We start from the raw sequence: 18,582 nt of genomic DNA on the forward strand, positions 1-18,582 counted from the left end.
AGTAAAATATCAGCCTGCGAAGGATTTTTCTTTCCCGCGGCAGGCTGATACTTGTGCAGATGCAATTCGTTTTTCGTGTATATCGACCGGTCAGAATTCCGATATCCCGGATTTCTGCTGCTATTTCAGCGCAAACTGCAGCAGTACCGGATTGTGATCTGAATTTCTGAATCCCAGATCCTGCGTCTCCGTCTCGATAACTTTTACGTTTGGGGAAACGATGAAGCCGTCGATCATATAATACTGGAATTTCTTCGTCTGATTTCCCTTCAGCGGTTTGTCCAGGGATCTGCAGGTCGGAACATTGGTGTCCATCAGGAAGCGCCAGTTCTTTCCAAAGGATTTGACCGGCAGAGCGCCTGCGTGCCAGGTGCCTTTCAGTTCCGGATATGCGCTGCTGTCGATATTGGAGAAGGTCTGGTTGAAATCTCCTGCCGCAACGACGTAATTCCCCTTCTTATATTCCTGGTTCAGCACCTTTTTCAGAGCGCGGGTCTGTGCGGCCTTTCCTGAGCCATTGTCGTAGGCCTCCAGATGCAGATTGACCAGGACGAGCTGTTTGTCTGTCCCCTTCACCTTAACGCGGCTTACCATCAGGCAGCGCTTCAGATTGCCCAGACGTACCGGCCACTTAAAGGGGCAGGGCAGCTGGATGCGGGTGGAAGAAAGAACCTTCGTGTCCGATAAAGTCACAATTCCGCCATCCACCTTCCCGATCGGCGGCAGGGGATACGGAATAAATGCCACCTTGAAATTCTGCGCGAAGATATTCTGGTCATTCGGAAACGCCGACGCAATCTTCGTTACTTCGTTAATGTGATAAGAACGGCTAGAATTGCGATCCACTTCCTGCAGGAAGACAAAATCCGGATGCATCCTGGTCAGGGCGGTCTTCTGTCCCTGAATGTTCTGCAGGACACGGGACTTCGACGCCGTCTTCACATGCGAGCCGCCGTCCATGAAGAAATCCGCATTGTCGCCCAGCGCGCCGTATCCGACATTCCAGGTAGCGAGCTTCAGATTTTCCCCGCGCTTTACCGTCTGCTGCGCCGCCGTGCCGTTCACCTTCTGCGCAATTTTATGCTTCGGTCTATATTCCGTAATCGTCAAAAATGCAAGAAGCAAGAGGAAAAGCAGCACGCAGATCAGCACGATAATGCCTGTTCCCTTGATGATTCTTTTTGCCATACTCTTCTTTTTCATTGTTTACCTCTCTAAATACGCACTTCCTTCATATTTTTCTGATAATGATACACGAAAAACACCCTGCGGCAGAAGGCTCTGCCGCAGGAAATCCTTTACATTTACATTCTGTATATCCGTCCGGATACCCAGAATTCCCCGGCCATTTTTGCAAATCATGCAAGACCAGCCGAAATCCTATTCATCCAGATCTTCCTCTTTGCCGTATACCGTCATATCCACACAGTGCGGAGCGGAGGTCATGTCGTCCTTCTTTCCGACAAACCAGAGCTTATACACACCGGCTCTGACATGACGCGGATCAAATCCGTCCAGACCATCGGCATCCACTTCAACCGTTGCGCCGTCAACCGGCTGCGAAGTTTCAAACGTGTAGCCGTAGCAGACTTTCGCATCGATGGCCTTAATCAGGTCATAGGTTTTCCCTTTATATTCATCGGCCTGCAGTTCCAGCTTTTTATTCCCGATTTTGATGTAGAGATTCTGTTCTTTTCCGGCCGCGGCACGCGCATCCGCAAGCTTCTGCGCACGCTTCTTACGGCGGCGTTCCTTTCTTGCCGCGTCTTCTTTGGCGATCATATTGTTATAGTAATTTACCGCAGAATCAATATCGGAATCGAAAATCATGGTTCCCTTCTTCATGACGATGCCGCGCTGACAGAACAGCTGCGCCGTCTTGGCAGAATGGGTGACGAGCATAAAGGTGATGTTGCTGCCCATGATCAGCTCATTGATTTTCTCCGTGCACTTCTTACGGAATGAGGCATCTCCTACAGACAGAGCCTCATCGACGATCAGAATTTCCGGCTCAACATTGACGTTGATCGCAAAGCCCAGACGGGCCTTCATACCACTGGAATACGTTCTGACCGGCTGGTCCATGTACTCGCCGATTTCCGCAAAGTCAACAATTGCAGGTTCCAGACGCGCAACTTCTTCTTCCTTCATGCCCATGAGCTGGCCGCGGAAGTAAATGTTTTCTCTTCCGGTAAACTCCGGGTCAAAACCTGCAGTCAGCTCCAGCAGCGCACTGACACGCCCGTTGACATCAATTTCACCGCTTGTCGGGTATGCAACTCCGGTGATCATCTTCAGAAGCGTGGATTTTCCGGCTCCGTTGCGTCCCAGCAGCGCAACCGCCTCGCCCTTATGAACCTGAAAAGTGATATCATTCAGCGCCTTGATCTTGGTCGCGTGCTCTTTGACGCTCTTGAAGAACACAGAGCGCAGACGCTGCTTATCGTCGCGGAACAGTGTATATACCTTATTTACATGTCTGAATTCAATCGCAATATCCTTATCCATCAATTATCACCATCCCATTCTACAGTACATCCGGAATATCCTTCTTCAGCTTGTCATAAGCCCAGATTGCGAGAAGAACCATGATGATAAGGTCGATACAGAAATTGCGGAGCTCCACTGAGCTTTCCCAGAACCACTGTTTATAGATAAACGCATTTCTGTATCCGTTTGCGATAATGGTAACCGGATTGAAGAGCAGAACCTTTCTGATCACCGGCTGGGTAATGCTGTTGGCATCATACATGATTCCGGACAGCCAGAAGAGTGCCGGGACAACGGAATGAACCAGGTTCAGGAAATCCTTGCTCATCGCAGAAAGCATGCCGGCAAACAGCGACCACGCCGTAAAAAACGCAAACATCATCAGAAGATACAGCGGAATCTGCAGATAATACAGATCCGGCATATGACCCTCCAGCATGTAAATGACGATTACAGCAGCCTGCAGAATCATATTAATCAGAAGATCTGCCATACTCATAAAGGTCGGAATCGTATCAACCGGATATTTGATTCTCTTAACCAGATACTTGTAACTCCGGATTGACTTGGCGCCGTCCTGCAGTGTGTCACGCATATAGAACCACGGAATCATTCCGGCAAGCAGCCATAGAAAGAAGGTATATCCGTACATGTTCTTGTTGTGACGCAAACCGACTGAGAAAGCGAACCAGTAAACAAAAATCGTTACTGCCGGACGGATGACGGCCCAGGCCCATCCGAACGCCGCTCCGCGGTACTTTTTGATGATATCCGTCTTTGCCAGCTTGAACAGCTGTTTTCGAAACGCGACATGATCATGCGCGATTTCCTTAATCGTATCAATCAAATTGTTTCCCTCCTGTAAATCCCTGCATACCTGCAGACACTTTCCGCATATGCATGCGGCATCCCCGGCGGCTTCCTCATTTCTCTCTGTGACGTATGCCTGTGCGCTTCTCTGTTTATGCGCGGCTCATGCCTGCAGAAGATCCATGCGTCGAACCCCGGCGGACCCATGCGCGGCGGTCTGCCCGTGATCCTGGCTGGATGCAGAAAAGGCCGCAGGTCTGCCCCTCTGACTGGCTCCAACTCAAGTAGTATACATTGTATAGCATCAGAGTTCAAACCTGAAGTACTTAGGGTGAAAAAACGGAGAAAAAATGATAAAATATAGGGATGCATACGTATGGATTTACGTTTTTCCGCGCGTAAATCTGTACGTTTCGGAATAAAAAGTCATAATTTAATCAACAACCGATAAAGAAAGGAAGTGTCGTCTGACATGCAGGCACTGACAGGATTACTGCACAACCAGGTCCTCATCGCGACCGTCATCTCATGGTTTATCGCCCAGGGCGGAAAAATGCTCCGCCTCGCCGTAAAAGGCGAATTTACCGCAGACCGCCTTACTTCAAGCGGCGGCATGCCGAGCGCTCATTCCGCCACCGTCACCGGTCTGGCCGTTTCCACGCTGCTCGTTTACGGCACGGGAAGCTTTCAGTTCGTCATCGCCCTGTTCTTTGCCATCATCGTCATCTACGACGCTCAGGGCGTCCGCTACACCACCGGCCAGCAGTCCAAAGTCTTAAACCGCATGCGGCGCCGCGACCAGAAAGAAGGCCGCGGCCCCGTACAGGACAGCGACCTGGAAGAACACATGGGCCACACCGTTCCGGAACTGATCGCCGGCATCATTATTGGCATTATTACGGCGTGCATTGTCTGCGCGCTTTATCGGCACTTTTAGGCAACAAAAAAGAGCGGTGCCCCGCTCTCACCCCGCAGGATACATTACCTCATTTTCAAACAAGATCCATGTAAAGACGCATATACACATCCACATGATCCGCCTCATGCTCAACTTCGCACGCTCAGCAAGGCCCGAGCCCCGCATCTGCATATCCGGCTTCACAGAAAACTTCCCACATGGATGTGTATCACATCCGTACATTTCACCTGTTTTCAAACGCTGCAACGCTTGTCGTTATCCTACGTATCGCAGAACACCGTCCCAATGAATACCACCGACATTGTTGTAGTAGCGGGCTACGCTCACTTCGGTTCCCGTCTGGTCACCGGCCTGTGCATGGCCGCGGTTGGAATGTGCGGCTGCATTCATTCCTGATCCGATGTAAAGCTCTGTATGTGCACTTGTATCCAGGAGAACGTCTCCCTTCTTCAAGTTGCTGACACTTCCGATCTTACTCCACGGAATCCATTTAAATCCTTCTGCGGTGTAAACGGTCTTCATCAGTCCACAGTTCATTGTTGTGGCGGAAGAACCATACTGCAGAGTCAGTCCTGCGGCTCTGTATGCGGAAGTAACAAATGTGGAGCAGTCATAATCGGTATTTCCCCAGCGTCTGGAGAGTACCTGGCTGTATCCGTGGCTGTCATCATTTGCAGTCTTAACTGCCCAGGAAACAGCCTTGTTGATTACTGCAGAAACATCATCGGAGCTGCTGTCAGAACTGGAATCTGAATCTGAATCGCTGATCGACTTGCTTCTGGAGACCTCTTCAGAAGAGGTTGTCTTGACCAGTGCCTTTCCAACATATCCGGTCTTTCCGTTATAGGAAACCTTATACCAGATCCCTGTCACACCCTTTACGGTTACCGATGCTTTATTAGGAATGGTGCAGATTACCTTATACTTCATTCCCGCGCCGCTTCTCATGTTCAGGCCGCCCTTGGAATTTACGGTGCCCTTCTGTGTTGCCGCGTGTGCGGATACGGCACTGAATGCCATCACCATTGTGCAGATCAGCGCAGTGATAACGAACATCAGGAATGCATTGTGTTTCTTTTCTCTCTGTACCATTGACTTCCTCCTTGTAAATGATGATTCCATTATAGGAGGCCTGTCCTTAAGATTCAAGAGAAATCATAAGATTTATTAAGAATTACTTTGGATTTCTTAATGCTGACACTGCTCATTCACGTAATTGTCACATTTTAATCACATATTTAACATATAAGCGGTGAAAGCGTGCTATTTTCTATACAGTAATATGCAATTTTCTAAGAACAATTCTTAACAGAAATGAAATTTCTTAAGACAGAGATATCCGGCCCGGACCAGACCTTTTCCTGCTCCTCTACATCTTATAGAGTTCCCACCTCGCCTGCGCCAGAAAATATTTCAGTACATAAATCCTGAGCATATCTCCGATCAGGCTCTGGCAGGTGTAGTTATACGTGTCAATTCCTCCGATTTTCAGATCCTCAATACGCAATACCTTATCCACGTGCACCTCAACCCGGTCCCCTCTGCGGTCCGTATACCGGAACCGGCAGGGCACCGGCCGGCATCCCTCCCGCTTTCTGAACATCGCAATCATATCCACAGGCTCCGCAATAACTTTCATATCCTTACCCTCACACATCATCCCACATCAGTAATAGCTTTCACACTCATCTTTCCACTACCCTAATCATAGCAGATTTTCCGGGTTTGTCAAACATTTGTTCTTGATTTCGTGTGTATACATGAACTTGCGTTCTCAATCCGTGGCGGCCGCCGGCCCGGTGGATTTTGTCCTGCTGGCATAGTGTGATATACTTAACTCGATTGTATACATATCGCTGCAAGGCAATGAATGAAAAGGGGGCATTTCCTCATGTCTGAGAATCCGCATCTGCTGAAAAAGATCCATATGGACATTCCCTGGAACCAGGTAAAAAAGGACAACCGGCCGGCCGTAGAGGCCTCTCTGCACGATAAGGCAACGATCGTCAACCGCATCGGACTGATGATGCTGTCGGTCGGAACCGGAGCGTGGAGAGTCCGCGACTCCATGAACACAGCGGCGATGGCGCTGGGCATTACATGTTCTGTAGATGTCGGTCTGCTGACCATTAACTGCACCTGTTTTGAAGGCGGCGAACACATCACGACTTCACTTTCCCTGAAATCGTCAGGGGTGAACACCGACAAGCTGGCGGAACTGGAATCTTACTGCAGAGTATTCCATAAGGAGGTCAAAACCCGCTCGGTCAAGGAAATTCACCAGCAACTCGATGACATTAAAAATCTGAAAGGCAATTATTCTCCGCTCCAGGCTGGACTGGCATCGGCAATCGCATGCTGCGCATTTACATTTTTACTTGGCGGCGGACCGTTTGAAATGCTCTGCGCCTTCATCGGAGCAGGAATTGGAAATTTCATCCGCCGGAAAATGCTCGACCGCAAGATCGCACTGTTCGCGGCTATTCTGGTCAGTGTCGCCGCGGCATGCGCGGCCTATGTCTGCTCCATCAAGGCCCTGGAAGCCCTGTTCGGCGTTTCAGCGGCGCATCAGGCCGGCTACATCTGCGCGATGCTGTTCATCATTCCGGGATTCCCGCTGATCACCGGCGGCATCGACCTGGCCAAGCAGGATATGCGCTCCGGCCTGGAACGTCTGGCCTACGCGCTCCTGATCATCCTGATCGCCACCTGCGCCGGCTGGGTAACCGCCTACGTTCTGCAGTTCCATCCGGCGGATTTCCAACCGCTTCCGCTCGGTAATCTGTCCATGTGCCTGTTCCGGCTCATCTGCAGTTTCTTTGGTGTGTTCGGATTCTCACTGATGTTCAACAGTCCGTATAAAACCGCGATGACGGCTGCCGGCGTCGGCATGATCGCCAACACACTGCGCCTGGAACTGGTCGACCTGGCCGGCCTTCCGATCGGCCTCGCGGCATTTCTCGGTGCACTGACCGCCGGTCTGATCGCGTCTGTCATCAACAAAAAGATCGGAAAGCCGCGTATTTCCATCACAGTTCCATCCATCGTCATCATGGTTCCCGGACTTTACATGTACCGCGGCATTTACTACATCGCGCTTTCCAACATTACAGACGGCGCCCTGTGGCTGACCAGAGCCGCGCTGATCGTCATCGCGCTGCCGATCGGCCTGGTTGTCGCACGGCTTCTGACGGATCCGCATTTCCGCCACTGCAGTTAACTCTGGTCATATTTATACGGATATAAATAAGAACACCACCCTTCCACGATGCTGAAGCGTCGGGTGGAGTGCCGTCTAACGAACAGGCAATAAAACAAGCTGGTGCAGTTTTCTGCTGAGCCGGGGTGCCCGGCAGACAGAATCTGCACCAGTTTTCTGTTTTCATGCTGCGCTTCTCCTAGCGCAGACTCTTCAGTTCTTCCCCGAACGCCCGACAGCGCGCGCCGTAGGCACTTCCCTTTTCCCAGATAAAGTCAAAAGCATGGGTCATATGGACGCCGGGAATCTGGATTTCCTCAATCTGCCCGGATGCAAGCTCCTCCCGCACGGCGATCTCGTAAAGAAAGGAAATTCCGCAGCCTTCCGTCAGAAGGCCGATGATCGTGTGCATGTTCTCCACCTGAATCTGCCGCGGAAAATCGTCGATTTCAAGGCCCCGCACGGCCAGACAGCGTTCCAGAATATTCCGCGTTCCCGAGCCCCTCTCCCGGACCAGAAGCCGTTCTCTCAGAAGGTCAGAAAACGACTGGATCTCCGGCCTTTCCAGAGTATACTGCACACCCCGGACCGCAATGAAATTCTCCATACTGTAGGGAAAATGTTCATATTCATCCTGTGGATAATAGCCCTCCACCAGCGCCAGCTGAATTTCTCCCGCCCGCAGCAATTGCAGAAGCTGCGCCGTGTTCCCGAACCTTAAGCGGACATTTCTTTCCGGATGGCGGCGGATATACTCCGCAAGCGGCTTAACCACAGCATACTCCCCGACCGTCATCGTCACGCCCAGGGACAGCGGCAGATTCCCGGAATCCCCCTGGCGGATTTCTTTTGTCAATGCCAGCTCATCATTCTGCATCACTCGCAAACGGTCGCGCAGAAGCTCTCCCGCCGCCGTCAGCCGCAGCGTCTTATTCTCATACCGAAACAGCGTCACGCCATAATAGTTCTCCAGGTAATGAATATGCTGAGAAACCGCCGGCTGCGTGATATTCAGCGCCTTCGACGCCCGCGTATAATTCATCGTCTCGCAGACCTTCAGAAAAGTCTCCACCCTGTAATCCAGCATCGCGCACCTCCATCGATAATAATCTGTTATATGAAAATTATAATATATAATTTTCACTTATCAACAGGCCGCGGTATAATCACTATATCTCACAGGGTTTTAGAAAGAGAGGATAGGACAAAATGAACTGGATCAAGAAGAATATGAAGGGGATTGCCGTCTGTTTTATCATCGCTGTGCCGTCATGGCTGGCGGGGCAGCGTTTCCCCGTCATCGGCGGAGCGGTCATCGCGATTCTCGCAGGCATGGTGATCGCCATGTTCTGGGAAAATAAGGGCGGGGCAGAGGCCGGCATCAAGTGGACGTCAAAATTCATTCTGCAGACCGCAGTCGTGCTGCTGGGATTCGGCATGAACCTGGGCGTCATCGCCGCCACGGGAAAAGAATCCCTGCCGATCATCATCTGCACGATCAGCACATCACTCATCGTCGCCTGGATCATGCACCGCGTCATGAAAATTCCGGGAAATATTTCCACGCTTATCGGCGTCGGTTCGTCCATCTGCGGCGGATCCGCAATCGCCGCAACCGCACCGGTTATCAATGCGGACGATGATGAAATCGCCCAGGCCATCTCCGTTATTTTCTTCTTTAACGTGCTGGCCGCGATCTTCTTCCCGATGTTTGGCCACGCCATCGGCTTCAGCACATCAAGCGGTCACGCCTTCGGAATCTTTGCCGGCACAGCGATCAATGACACTTCATCAGTAACCGCAGCCGCCGCTACCTGGGACAGCATGTGGAAGCTCGGCAGCGCGACACTGGATAAGGCCGTCACCGTAAAACTAACCAGAACACTGGCCATCATTCCGATCACACTTGTTCTGGCCTCCGTCACGGCAAAGAAAGAAGAAACCGCGTCCGGTACCGGAAATTTCAGCTTCCGCCGCGCATTCCCGATGTTTATTTTGTACTTTATTCTCGCCGCCGTGCTCACCACCATCTGCGTGCATGCCGGCGTCAATGCAGATGTGTTTACACCGCTGAAACAGCTGTCCAAGTTCTTCATCGTCATGGCCATGGCTGCCATTGGTCTGAACAGCAATATGGTAAAACTGATCAAAAGCGGTGGAAAACCGATCCTTCTCGGCGCCTGCTGCTGGGCGGGAATCACCGCCGTCAGCCTGCTGATGCAGCATGTGATGGGAATCTGGTAGAAAGCTGATGGACTGACATCTGCGAACAGGCAGACTATGCTGGCGGATTGTCAGCCGTTGACAAGCTGGCAGTACGGGCAGCTGGCAGCATAGGCAGCTGGCAGACTGACGAGCGCCGGTGAGCTGGTCGATACTGACGACTGAGGATTGATGACAGGCTGGGTTTTGGCTGCGGTATACTGTATACTCACATGTAGTGACAGCAGGCCGGGTTTGGGCTGCATGGCTGGCCGGGCTTAGGCCGAGTGGCTGGGTTTGGCCTGCGCTATGTGAATGGCCGGGTTTGGGCTGCATGGCTGGCCGGGCCTGCGCTATGTGACTGGCCGGGTTTGAGCTGAGGTATACTGTATACACTCATACGGTGACAGATTGGCATATAATTACACAACAATCCAGCCTTTATCTGCTATTATCTGTCTGCTGAAAGAAAAACACATCCCTATCAGCTCATAGGATCATCACAGATACATCGACTTATACCACTTTATAGAAATGTGTTACGTAATTCGATGATTTCATCTTTTTTTCAACGGATTCCCGCGTGGAATGATCTTATCCGAATACAATCACATGAAAAGACAGAGAAAATGCCAGCTTCTTCCAGATTCTGAACAGAGCCGGATCATTTTCTCTGTCTTTTTCTTCTCCATCGGACAAAATCACCCTCGCAAGTGGAGATCCCTGCGTGTTGATGACATGGTATTCTGATTATTTACTACCCGTATTCACTTCCTCGATTCTTCCGTCAGCCTCCATCCGCCTCCGCGTTGAGGAATCGTGATTACCGTTCGATTTCCCAACAGATTTTTCAAAAGTCCTTTTCATAGACTTCATTCCGCCAGTTTGCGTCAGCTTTTTTGCAAAAATAAGGCAATTAACTGCCTGACACCCCACTCAATGTATATTGTATCCATTCCCCTAACCTGGATACGGGCCTGAAAGGTATAAAAAAGCATACCCATGAATATTCACAGGTATGCTGTCTGCTTATGGAGCTCCCGGCCGGACTCGAACCGGCGACCTGCACGTTACGAATGTGCTGCTCTACCAACTGAGCCACGGAAGCATCTCACGCGCTGACATAGATTATATCATAACCGCGTGGAAAACGTCAACGCCCGCAAAGAAGATAATCTGGACTGAACGGCGGTTTTTCTGCACTTTCGCTACAGTTTTTCCGAATCTGATTCGATTTCCTTCTCTTTATCCGTCAGTATCTGCTCAAGAGAATGGAGAGCCGGCAGGAAGCTGTCGCGGATCAGAATCAGCAATTCATCAACTTCCTCTTCATTATATAGATGTACAGATAAATTCCGTTTTTTCAGCATCAGCAGCCACACACTGCTGTCTGCGATCATTCCCGTTTTCGCTGCCAGCTTGAAAATATCGCGGGCTGAACCAGTTTCTGCTTCTACTACACCATTTTCTTCAAGGACGGCCTTAAGCGCTTTCCAAGCCAGTTCAAAAGTCAGATTAAACTGCCCGACAACCCCTGTGCGGTAAATTTCATCATTGACAGCCATCTTAAAATCTGCACCTGAAAGCACATCCAGACACCGCTTAAAGTTATCAATCTTTTTCATAAATTACCACTCCGTCCCTGAGGATTTCCTCCTGAAGCTCCGGAGAAATTTCCCCCTGCATATCAATCAGGTCAAATGATAACAGACTCCATGTTTTCTCCTGAACATTCCAGTAAAACCGGTCAAAATCACCGCCGTAAACAGCCAGATCCACATCGCTGTATTGGGTATTTGTTCCTCTGGCCCGCGAACCGAACAGCACCAGACGCTTCACATCCGCATCCCCGGCAAACCGCAGAACATCACGGAGCGCACGCCCGGGAATAGCAGGACACCTTCTGCTTCCGTCCATTTTCAGCCCTCCTTATACGTTTATTCTAACATATCCGCAGACAGTATTGAAAGATTCCAAACAATATAACTGCATTCCTATAATGGCCGCTGATAGAGCATCTCGAAGGGGCGCAGCCACAGTCGGAGCCAGACGACAAAACCCGTGAGAGGACTGCCGCGCATCGTATTGTTTCGTTTGCGGCAGTTCCCACGGGTTTTCGTATGCGCTCCGCATCTGTGGCCGCCCTAGAGAGCAAGCTCTAGAATGCGGCCATAATACTAAGAGTGCAGTTTATTTACTGACAGCTATTCCGTTTTTCTCCTCTTCACCGCCAGTACCAGCGCCAGAAGTGCTGCTGCTCCGCCGAAGAGAATCATCTCTGTTCCGAGCCTGGTCTGGTCGGAGGTCTGCGGTGCAGACGATGGTGTGTTCTGTACGGTGGTTCGCGGAACAGACGGCTTCTTCGGTGTAACCGTCTTTTTTGGAGTCTTCGGAGTCACCGTTTTATTCGGCTTGTTTGGCTTATTCGGTTTCGGATTATCCGGCGTATTCGGCTTCACCGGGTTGTCATCATTCGTGATGGTCACCTTGCTGCCGTCTGTTTCCGCCGTAACCTGCTGTGTCATTGTAAACCCGTTCGGCACAATCACTTCCTGCACAGTCCAGGTACTATTGTCATCTTCCAGCTTGTCCCAGCTAAAGGTCCAGTTATTGGCATCGTTCAGCGTAACCGGCTGACCATAGGCCGTACCGTTTTTCATCAGCTGCACCTGAACGGAATCCGGGCGCGTCCCGCCGTCATCGAGTTTCCAGACCTTCTGGACGGTGACATGGTGGTAAACCGGTGTTGGGGTTGGCGGGGTCTGCGGATCTTTTACCGTAACCACACCATTAATAACCTCCATCTGCTCTGCCTTTTCCGGATTGAAGCTGTCCGGTTTACACGTGTTCGTAATCGCATCATTGCGCAGGTAAATGTACTGATAATCGTTGTTTCCGATCTGATATCCGCTCGGCGCCTTCACCTCTTTCAAGCGGTACAGATAATTGTATCGAACGGAAGTGATGTCTTTTCCATCCACACTGTGCTTGTCTCCGAGCTGAACAGATCCATTGCTGTCCGTGACATATCTTCCGTTTTCACCGCTGCCCGGGATGACCTTCCATTCCTTTCCGGCTCTTCCCGTGTACTGTTCCAGGACAAATTCCGCACCGGCAAGGGATTTCCCTGTACTCTCGTCCGTCTTGTTTAATGTCAGTGCCGTATACTTTGTTGATGCGTTCGCACTGCTGCCAGTACTGTAAACCTGTGCCGTCTTCTCATCGGAAGATGCCGCATCATCCATTCCTTCCAGGGCGGCCTTATTGGTGACTGTGAATGTCGTCGGATCATGATTCGTCATGTTGACTTTATAACCATAGTCCAGGATATACGCCTGCCCGTCCGGGACTTGCAGGGTAATTTTTGTCTGGCGCTTATCTGGATCTGTCGTCTTATTCAGTGTATAGTCACTTGCTGCGACTTCGACTTTCTTTCCGTCCACCAGCTTATACAGATGAATCGCATCCGCATCTGCCTCGATGGATTTCACCGGTACCGGACCGGAAGACCAGGCCGGCCAGGTCAGAACGTCATTCACGGTAATCGTCTTTCCAGAATCGGAAAGCTTCACGCCCTGCGGATTGATCTTCAGGGAATAGGTCAGCATTCCGGTATCTGCGTTATATGCGCCGTCGGACTTTTCGAGTTTCGCTGTATCGATTTCTGTCTCCGCACTGCTGTGCGCCTCACTCTTATCATCCTTCAGCACGGCGTCATTTTTCAGCGTTTTCGACGTCTTTCCATCCATGAAGCTATCCGGATCGGTGATCTTCACGGCATAATACAGAACAACTCCGACCTGCTCATGATCATCATCGAAATGGAAGGCGGACTGTGGAATATCCACGGTGAGTTTATTACTGCTCTGATCATAGTTCACCTTCGTCTGATCATCGGAGAATAATCCCCTTCCATTATAGAGAGCAGACTCTCCGGAAGAACCCCAGCCGTTCGCTCTGGCCATACCTAAATAATTTGCGGCAATTCCATTCCTACAGATATTTACAGATGCCGGATTATAGGTGATCTTACCATCCCCGGCACTCCACTTCTGATCCGTAACCAGCTGTGTTCCGGCAGGCAGTGTATCCGTAAAGTGTAAGTCTCCCTGAGCATTTCTGTTGGCATTCAGCACTGCGCAGTAATACAGCAGGCCATCCTTACTGAACTTTTTCTTCAGCAGTCCTGATTCTCTGCTTCCATCATCCGTAATGTTATATTTATTCAGCTGAACATCACCGGATTCCGGCGGGACGTAATAGGTCGTTTTAGCTGTCGCCTGTGGACCACTATATTCACTCCCTGATCTTGTAATCCGTGCTGTATTATACATGACACGTTTACTGTCCGGATTCATATATTTCACTGACGTTGTAGTATCATAGGTGATAACTACACGACTGAGATCTGTATCCAGATTATTAAAATGGAATGAGAGTCCACTTGCGATGTAATTTTCAGCCGGGAAGATGCTGTCATTTCCAGAATAACTCCCGGCTGACGTCGAAGTAAATCCAGAATAATCTCCGGTCCATATTCCTGACCGATAATGTCCCCAGATCAGACATTCCTGTCTGCCCGAGCCCGAACCATATCCGATCGGAATGTTTACCAGTTTTCCATCTGTATCATATGCGGAAATCTTGATTCCTTTTACCTGCTCCGGAGTCATCCAGTAATCATCATCAAAAGTAGAATTCTTCATTTCCACTTTCCCATAATTATATGTGCTGAAATCATCCTCAAGATCATAGTATCTCTGTGACTTTTTCAAGTTATTCAGTGTAATTGTCCAGTGATTGACAAGCTGCCCTTTATCATTTACATCAGCCTTTGTACTACGTGTCCTGTCTACTGTCTTGCTGAGCGCTGTTTTATCCGGCTGGACATATTTTTTCTCTGCTGTAGCCGTCTTATATTTTCCATCAATAAGACTTGTAATCTTGATTGTGTTCTTAAATGTCGTCTTCGTATCCGAGTACTTCATCGGCTGATCATAGGCAAGGACAAACATGCCCAGGTAAGACGGAATCTCATACCATTTCCCAGACGCATCGGTAAAGCCGCTCTTCCCGCCCTTGCTGACAAAGGTTAGAGGCATGGCAACATTCTCATAAGTTTTCACGCCAAGTTTAATTTGATCCTCTTTCGATGCGGAAAGAACACCCTGCGGGTAAGCTATAACAGAACATTTATCCGTCGGTGAACTCTTCTGCGCACTGTTCGTCATGCTGTCGCTGATCACGCAGTGGTCCAGGCTCTTCTGTTCCGTTTTATCATCATTAAACCTGACCGTCCAGCGCAGCGCTGTGCGGTCCTTATCCGTATAATCGCCAAATTTATGCGGAGTCGGGAATGTGGTTTCGTTTTTTGCTTCCGGCGTACATTCAGCCTTCACATCATTTCCATTAAGATTTGCTTTTGCATAATTATGGAGTTTCAGGGTCTCATCACTGTTGAGATAATGAGAACTTTCCACAATCTCATAGGTAACAATATATCGGTCACCCGACGAAGCGGAAATGATCCTGCCTGTTCTCGGACCTCCAGGCGGGAAGATTGTACATGGCAGACTAGAAAGCGATCCAAAGATTGAGATATTATTACCGCTCCCTGGCCCGCTGTATATTCCTGTTTTTATATATCCATCATCAATCTCACTTGCTGGACATTCCCATTTTGTATTTCCGGCAGAATCGACAAGTTTAATCGATTTAACCTTTGTCCTCATACCATTAACATTATGGCCCTGCGGATCAAAATAATCATCCAGCTTAACTTCACCTGCTGGAGGTCTGGTTTTAAATGTCAATGTTAATGTGAAATTCCACGTAATTGAATGTTCTTCCGGGTCATATGTCCCTGAACCAGTCTTCTGCAGGTCAATCGAATTATCCTTCGGCAGGGAGTAATCTACCTGACAGGTTGTCGTGACTTTTTTATTTTCCTCGCCCTGAGGATATGCCTCCGCCTGATTTTCCTCATAATATCTCTGGTTATAGGTCAATTTGTCATAGTCACTGGCGGGAACCCACTCAACAGCGTCATAAGAAAAGATATAATATGCGCCTTTCTCCAATGACTCAGATGGTTTGGCCGGTATCATCTTTATCCCATCTCTGGCGCCCTCACCACCAAAGGCAGGTGTAGAAAATGACTGCATTCCCTTTGAATGCCCCTCTGCATCAAACAACTCCAATCTTGGAGATTCATAGTGATTGCTGTCATGGTCCTGTTCGGTCAGCCAGTGCGTGACACGATCATTCAGTACGATGGTCTGATCTTGATCCATGCCATTCGGAACAGTAATTTTGACCTCATAATGACATTTGAACCAGTATGCAACCGGGATTCCCGAGTTTACCGGTTCCATCTTTTTACTTGTACATTTTTTCGAAATCGTCAGCGGCCGCGTATCTTCAAATTCAAATGGAATGGTCACATTGTCATTAAACTTGACCCATCTCTCCTGAGACCCTTTGAATTTATCCGTCTCCAGATTTCCCCAGAGCGTGATATTACCGTCGATCTCCGTTCCATAGGCAGAGTCATCCTTATCAAAATGCAGCGTTATGATATATCCATTACCTCTGATGTCATATGTGCCGATTTTCTTATGCGCATCATTATAAATTATTCCATCATCGGAATTATGAAAGCTAAAATACTTGCAAAGCGGACTTCCTGTATAAAATACTGTCCCGTGCCAGACTTCATGATCATCGATCAGATCCTTTGTCGGGATTTTAAATGCCACAACGGCTTTAGCAGAAAGAGTCGTCTGTGAAGCCTCACTCTTCTTAAACAATGCTACACCGGCATCATTCGTTACCTCTTTATTCTCCTTGTCCAGAGCAGAAATACTGGTTCCCTCTTTCGTAATGTATTCCCTAAGCTCAGGAGCCTGATATGCAGGGTCCGGCTGATTATCATCCTCAGCCGCGGCCTTGCTGTCATCAGAACTTTGCGTACCCCCCCCTATTTTCAGAATTCAGCTGTGACTGCTGGCTGTCCGCCGTCTTCACGGCCTCCTGCGCGCCCTGATTTACAGCCTTCTCTTCCGCCTTCTGCTCCGCGGCCGCGCTGCCAGATTCACCACTTGCCGGGGAAGTTTTGTCCACGGACTGTGACGCCTCCTGCTGTGTCCCGCTCTCCGCCACGGCTGCCAGCGTGCCTGCCGGCATAAACGTAACGGCCATCAGAACGGCCAGCGTCAGAACCATCAGTGTGCGCCATGCCGATCGCTTCTCATGCCTGCCTCTCATTTTACTCTCCTTTCCTCAACATTGCATATTGCACAATCCTGCGGACAAAAGAAAAAGCCGCCAAGGATATACCCGGCAGCTGGCTGTCTCACGGCCTTTCGTGAGACCCTGTAGTTTTGCGTCCCGGCATCACTGCCGGTTTGCTATTTACTTATCCATACATTCTTTCTATTCCATTGTCGCAGAACCATTGCACTCTTATATAAACATCATATCATTTTTAAAATCAGGGTCAAGAATTTTCAGTAACTTTACAATAGCTTACCCAGGGCTGTTTCGTTCTTCGCCGAAGGTGCCCAAGCCTTCATTGTCATGGATTTCCGCCTCCAGTCCTGAAATCGATGGCCGCATTCCTGAACACTTCTCCAGACAAGGCGCAGATGTGTATCCAGTTATTCTTGTCAGACAATTAAATTTCGCATACATTCAGGATGTTGGCTTCCGGAACACGCATCGATTTCACAGTATTTTGTTGGTTGTTACCTTATGTTGAAGCTCGTGAGGCCTGGCGCAGCTGAAATGGAGTTGATACGATGATAAGCGATCTGTGAAGCGGAGATGATGAATAAGGCGAAGGGAATGGTGAGACAGGTTTGAGTGCGGTGTGGAATAAAGCAAAGTATACAGAATACAGAAATGCAGGGCATTCATAAAATATTCACCACACAATGTGCGCATTTCCATACAAAGCGCCCTTCAGCTGTCGGAAAATACCGTCAAAATCCGGGATTCCCGAGATCGATTGCGCGCAATTCGGGAATCCCTTCTTATCGGTCCATTTCCCGAACTTTCCAGGCCGGCACTTTCGGAAAATGGCTCTTAAATGGCGATCTCCCGAACCTGGAGACACAGGGGCCCTGAAGATTCTTGAACATCTGACTTTTCCCGAATCCGCATGTAAATTGATCCTGATTATTATACAGTATACGCGTATAATAATTCATGGATAATTATATACACACATTTATTGCCTGCAGCAACAACATACGACCCGCAACATCCTCGGAAAAAGCCTGTAAAACCTGATTTCTCCGAGGCCCTGAAAAAAAGATCGGGAAACAGCAGATTATAGCGGTTTTCCCGAACAACTTCAACTGCCAGAAACTAAAAACACTGCATTCCCAGCAATGGCCACCGACAATGTTTTACAGATGGTTCTATTTTCTAATTTTTTCATCTGACATAACAATAATCGCCTCTGATCAAACAGCCGGGTGATGAAACATCTCGAAAGACCGCAGGCGCAGTCAGAAACCCTAAATACTTAAGAACCAGAATAAATCGTTTAATACGAGAAAACTGCATTCTGATTGATGGCCGATTACGGAGCATCTCGGAGGGCTGATGCCACAGCCAGACGGCCGCACAGACACGCACACACTACAAAATCAGAGAAGACCTGCATTCCCAATAATGCCCGCCGATGAATCCTTTTGGAAGGCCGTTGGCACAGTCGGACAGCCGCATATACATTACAAAATCAGGGCAGGCCGCATCTTTACAGATGGCCGTTGAGAGAGCATCTCGCAGGGACGATGCCACAGCCAGACGGCCGCATATACATTACAAAACCAGGGAAAGACCGCATTTCCACTAATGGCCACTGACAGAGCATTTCGAAAGGCTGATGGCGCAGTCGGAGTCAAATGGAAGAAACGGCGAGAGTACTGTTGCACAGTGAACGTTTCTGTTTGCG

At 49.3% G+C, this 18,582-nt stretch carries 13 protein-coding genes, 1 tRNA gene and 1 riboswitch; of the genes, 3 read left to right on the forward strand and 11 right to left on the reverse strand.

Translation table 11 applies throughout. The annotated features are described in order from the left end of the window. Positions 1-120: 120 nt before the first annotated feature. The 3 genes from ACI77B_RS02735 to ACI77B_RS02745 form a co-directional block, all read right to left on the reverse strand. Positions 121-1,203, reverse strand: coding sequence for an endonuclease/exonuclease/phosphatase family protein (locus ACI77B_RS02735; protein WP_409337257.1), 1,083 nt, complete (start codon positions 1,201-1,203; stop codon positions 121-123). Positions 1,204-1,380: 177 nt separating this feature from the next. Continuing rightward, positions 1,381-2,508 carry an ABC transporter ATP-binding protein gene (locus tag ACI77B_RS02740; RefSeq protein WP_409337258.1) on the reverse strand — a complete coding sequence of 376 codons (1,128 nt, stop codon included), beginning with the start codon at positions 2,506-2,508 and terminating at the stop codon, positions 1,381-1,383. Between the two features lie 19 nt (positions 2,509-2,527). After that, positions 2,528-3,337, reverse strand: a complete 810-nt coding sequence (locus ACI77B_RS02745; RefSeq protein ID WP_409337259.1) for an ABC transporter permease — start codon at positions 3,335-3,337, stop codon at positions 2,528-2,530. A 423-nt stretch (positions 3,338-3,760) separates the two neighbouring features. Here ACI77B_RS02745 and ACI77B_RS02750 point away from each other — a divergent pair, with 423 nt between their 5' ends. Then, entirely contained in the window at positions 3,761-4,237 is a 477-nt protein-coding gene (locus ACI77B_RS02750) for a divergent PAP2 family protein (RefSeq protein WP_409337260.1), read from the forward strand. 237 nt (positions 4,238-4,474) lie between these two features. Here ACI77B_RS02750 and ACI77B_RS02755 read toward each other — a convergent pair whose 3' ends face one another. Both ACI77B_RS02755 and ACI77B_RS02760 read right to left on the reverse strand, forming a co-directional pair. Continuing rightward, positions 4,475-5,311 carry an SH3 domain-containing protein gene (locus ACI77B_RS02755; protein WP_409337261.1) on the reverse strand — a complete coding sequence of 279 codons (837 nt, stop codon included), beginning with the start codon at positions 5,309-5,311 and terminating at the stop codon, positions 4,475-4,477. Between the two features lie 277 nt (positions 5,312-5,588). Beyond that, entirely contained in the window at positions 5,589-5,858 is a 270-nt protein-coding gene (locus ACI77B_RS02760; RefSeq protein WP_409337262.1) for a hypothetical protein, read from the reverse strand. A 252-nt stretch (positions 5,859-6,110) separates the two neighbouring features. Between ACI77B_RS02760 and ACI77B_RS02765 the strand changes: the two genes are divergently transcribed. Then, positions 6,111-7,439, forward strand: coding sequence for a threonine/serine ThrE exporter family protein (locus tag ACI77B_RS02765; RefSeq protein ID WP_409337263.1), 1,329 nt, complete (start codon positions 6,111-6,113; stop codon positions 7,437-7,439). A gap of 178 nt (positions 7,440-7,617) precedes the next feature. Here the strand turns inward: ACI77B_RS02765 and ACI77B_RS02770 are convergent, their stop codons facing one another. After that, entirely contained in the window at positions 7,618-8,505 is an 888-nt protein-coding gene (locus ACI77B_RS02770; RefSeq protein ID WP_409337264.1) for a LysR family transcriptional regulator, read from the reverse strand. A gap of 122 nt (positions 8,506-8,627) precedes the next feature. Here ACI77B_RS02770 and ACI77B_RS02775 point away from each other — a divergent pair, with 122 nt between their 5' ends. Beyond that, positions 8,628-9,662, forward strand: coding sequence for a YeiH family protein (locus ACI77B_RS02775; protein WP_409337265.1), 1,035 nt, complete (start codon positions 8,628-8,630; stop codon positions 9,660-9,662). 990 nt (positions 9,663-10,652) lie between these two features. On the opposite strand, the gene ACI77B_RS02780 is transcribed toward ACI77B_RS02775, so the two are convergent. The 5 genes from ACI77B_RS02780 to ACI77B_RS02800 all read right to left on the reverse strand — a co-directional run bounded on the left by ACI77B_RS02780 (position 10,653) and on the right by ACI77B_RS02800 (position 16,886). Next, positions 10,653-10,728 (reverse strand) — tRNA-Thr (locus ACI77B_RS02780). 100 nt (positions 10,729-10,828) lie between these two features. Continuing rightward, positions 10,829-11,245 (reverse strand): HI0074 family nucleotidyltransferase substrate-binding subunit, encoded by a 417-nt coding sequence (locus ACI77B_RS02785; RefSeq protein ID WP_409337266.1) that lies wholly within the window; start codon positions 11,243-11,245, stop codon positions 10,829-10,831. Next, on the reverse strand, positions 11,232-11,537 hold the full coding sequence (locus ACI77B_RS02790; protein WP_409337267.1) for a nucleotidyltransferase domain-containing protein: 306 nt from the start codon (positions 11,535-11,537) through the stop codon (positions 11,232-11,234). Before ACI77B_RS02790 ends, ACI77B_RS02785 begins: the two co-directional genes overlap by 14 nt. 287 nt (positions 11,538-11,824) lie before the next feature. Beyond that, entirely contained in the window at positions 11,825-16,429 is a 4,605-nt protein-coding gene (locus tag ACI77B_RS02795; RefSeq protein WP_409337268.1) for a Cna B-type domain-containing protein, read from the reverse strand. A 148-nt stretch (positions 16,430-16,577) separates the two neighbouring features. Further along, the gene (locus tag ACI77B_RS02800; protein WP_409337269.1) at positions 16,578-16,886 is read right to left on the reverse strand and encodes a hypothetical protein; all 309 of its coding nucleotides are present in this window, start codon (positions 16,884-16,886) and stop codon (positions 16,578-16,580) included. A 71-nt stretch (positions 16,887-16,957) separates the two neighbouring features. Further along, positions 16,958-17,041, reverse strand: a riboswitch (cyclic di-GMP riboswitch). Positions 17,042-18,582: the final 1,541 nt, after the last annotated feature.

It is taken from the genome of Eubacterium sp. F2 (assembly GCF_046244355.1).
In the GTDB taxonomy this organism is placed as follows: Bacteria; Bacillota; Clostridia; order Peptostreptococcales; family Anaerovoracaceae; genus Aminicella.

Bases quoted from the DNA above. Each gene is read 5' to 3' on its own strand.
- ACI77B_RS02770 (WP_409337264.1), bottom strand. From the start codon at position 8,505: ATGCTGGATTACAGGGTGGAGACTTTTCTGAAGGTCTGCGAGACGATG.
- ACI77B_RS02740 (WP_409337258.1), bottom strand. From the start codon at position 2,508: ATGGATAAGGATATTGCGATTGAATTCAGACATGTAAATAAGGTATAT.
- ACI77B_RS02760 (WP_409337262.1), bottom strand. From the start codon at position 5,858: ATGAAAGTTATTGCGGAGCCTGTGGATATGATTGCGATGTTCAGAAAG.
- ACI77B_RS02765 (WP_409337263.1), top strand. From the start codon at position 6,111: ATGTCTGAGAATCCGCATCTGCTGAAAAAGATCCATATGGACATTCCC.
- ACI77B_RS02800 (WP_409337269.1), bottom strand. From the start codon at position 16,886: ATGAGAGGCAGGCATGAGAAGCGATCGGCATGGCGCACACTGATGGTT.
- ACI77B_RS02790 (WP_409337267.1), bottom strand. From the start codon at position 11,537: ATGGACGGAAGCAGAAGGTGTCCTGCTATTCCCGGGCGTGCGCTCCGT.
- ACI77B_RS02735 (WP_409337257.1), bottom strand. From the start codon at position 1,203: ATGAAAAAGAAGAGTATGGCAAAAAGAATCATCAAGGGAACAGGCATT.
- ACI77B_RS02755 (WP_409337261.1), bottom strand. From the start codon at position 5,311: ATGGTACAGAGAGAAAAGAAACACAATGCATTCCTGATGTTCGTTATC.
- ACI77B_RS02775 (WP_409337265.1), top strand. From the start codon at position 8,628: ATGAACTGGATCAAGAAGAATATGAAGGGGATTGCCGTCTGTTTTATC.
- ACI77B_RS02785 (WP_409337266.1), bottom strand. From the start codon at position 11,245: ATGAAAAAGATTGATAACTTTAAGCGGTGTCTGGATGTGCTTTCAGGT.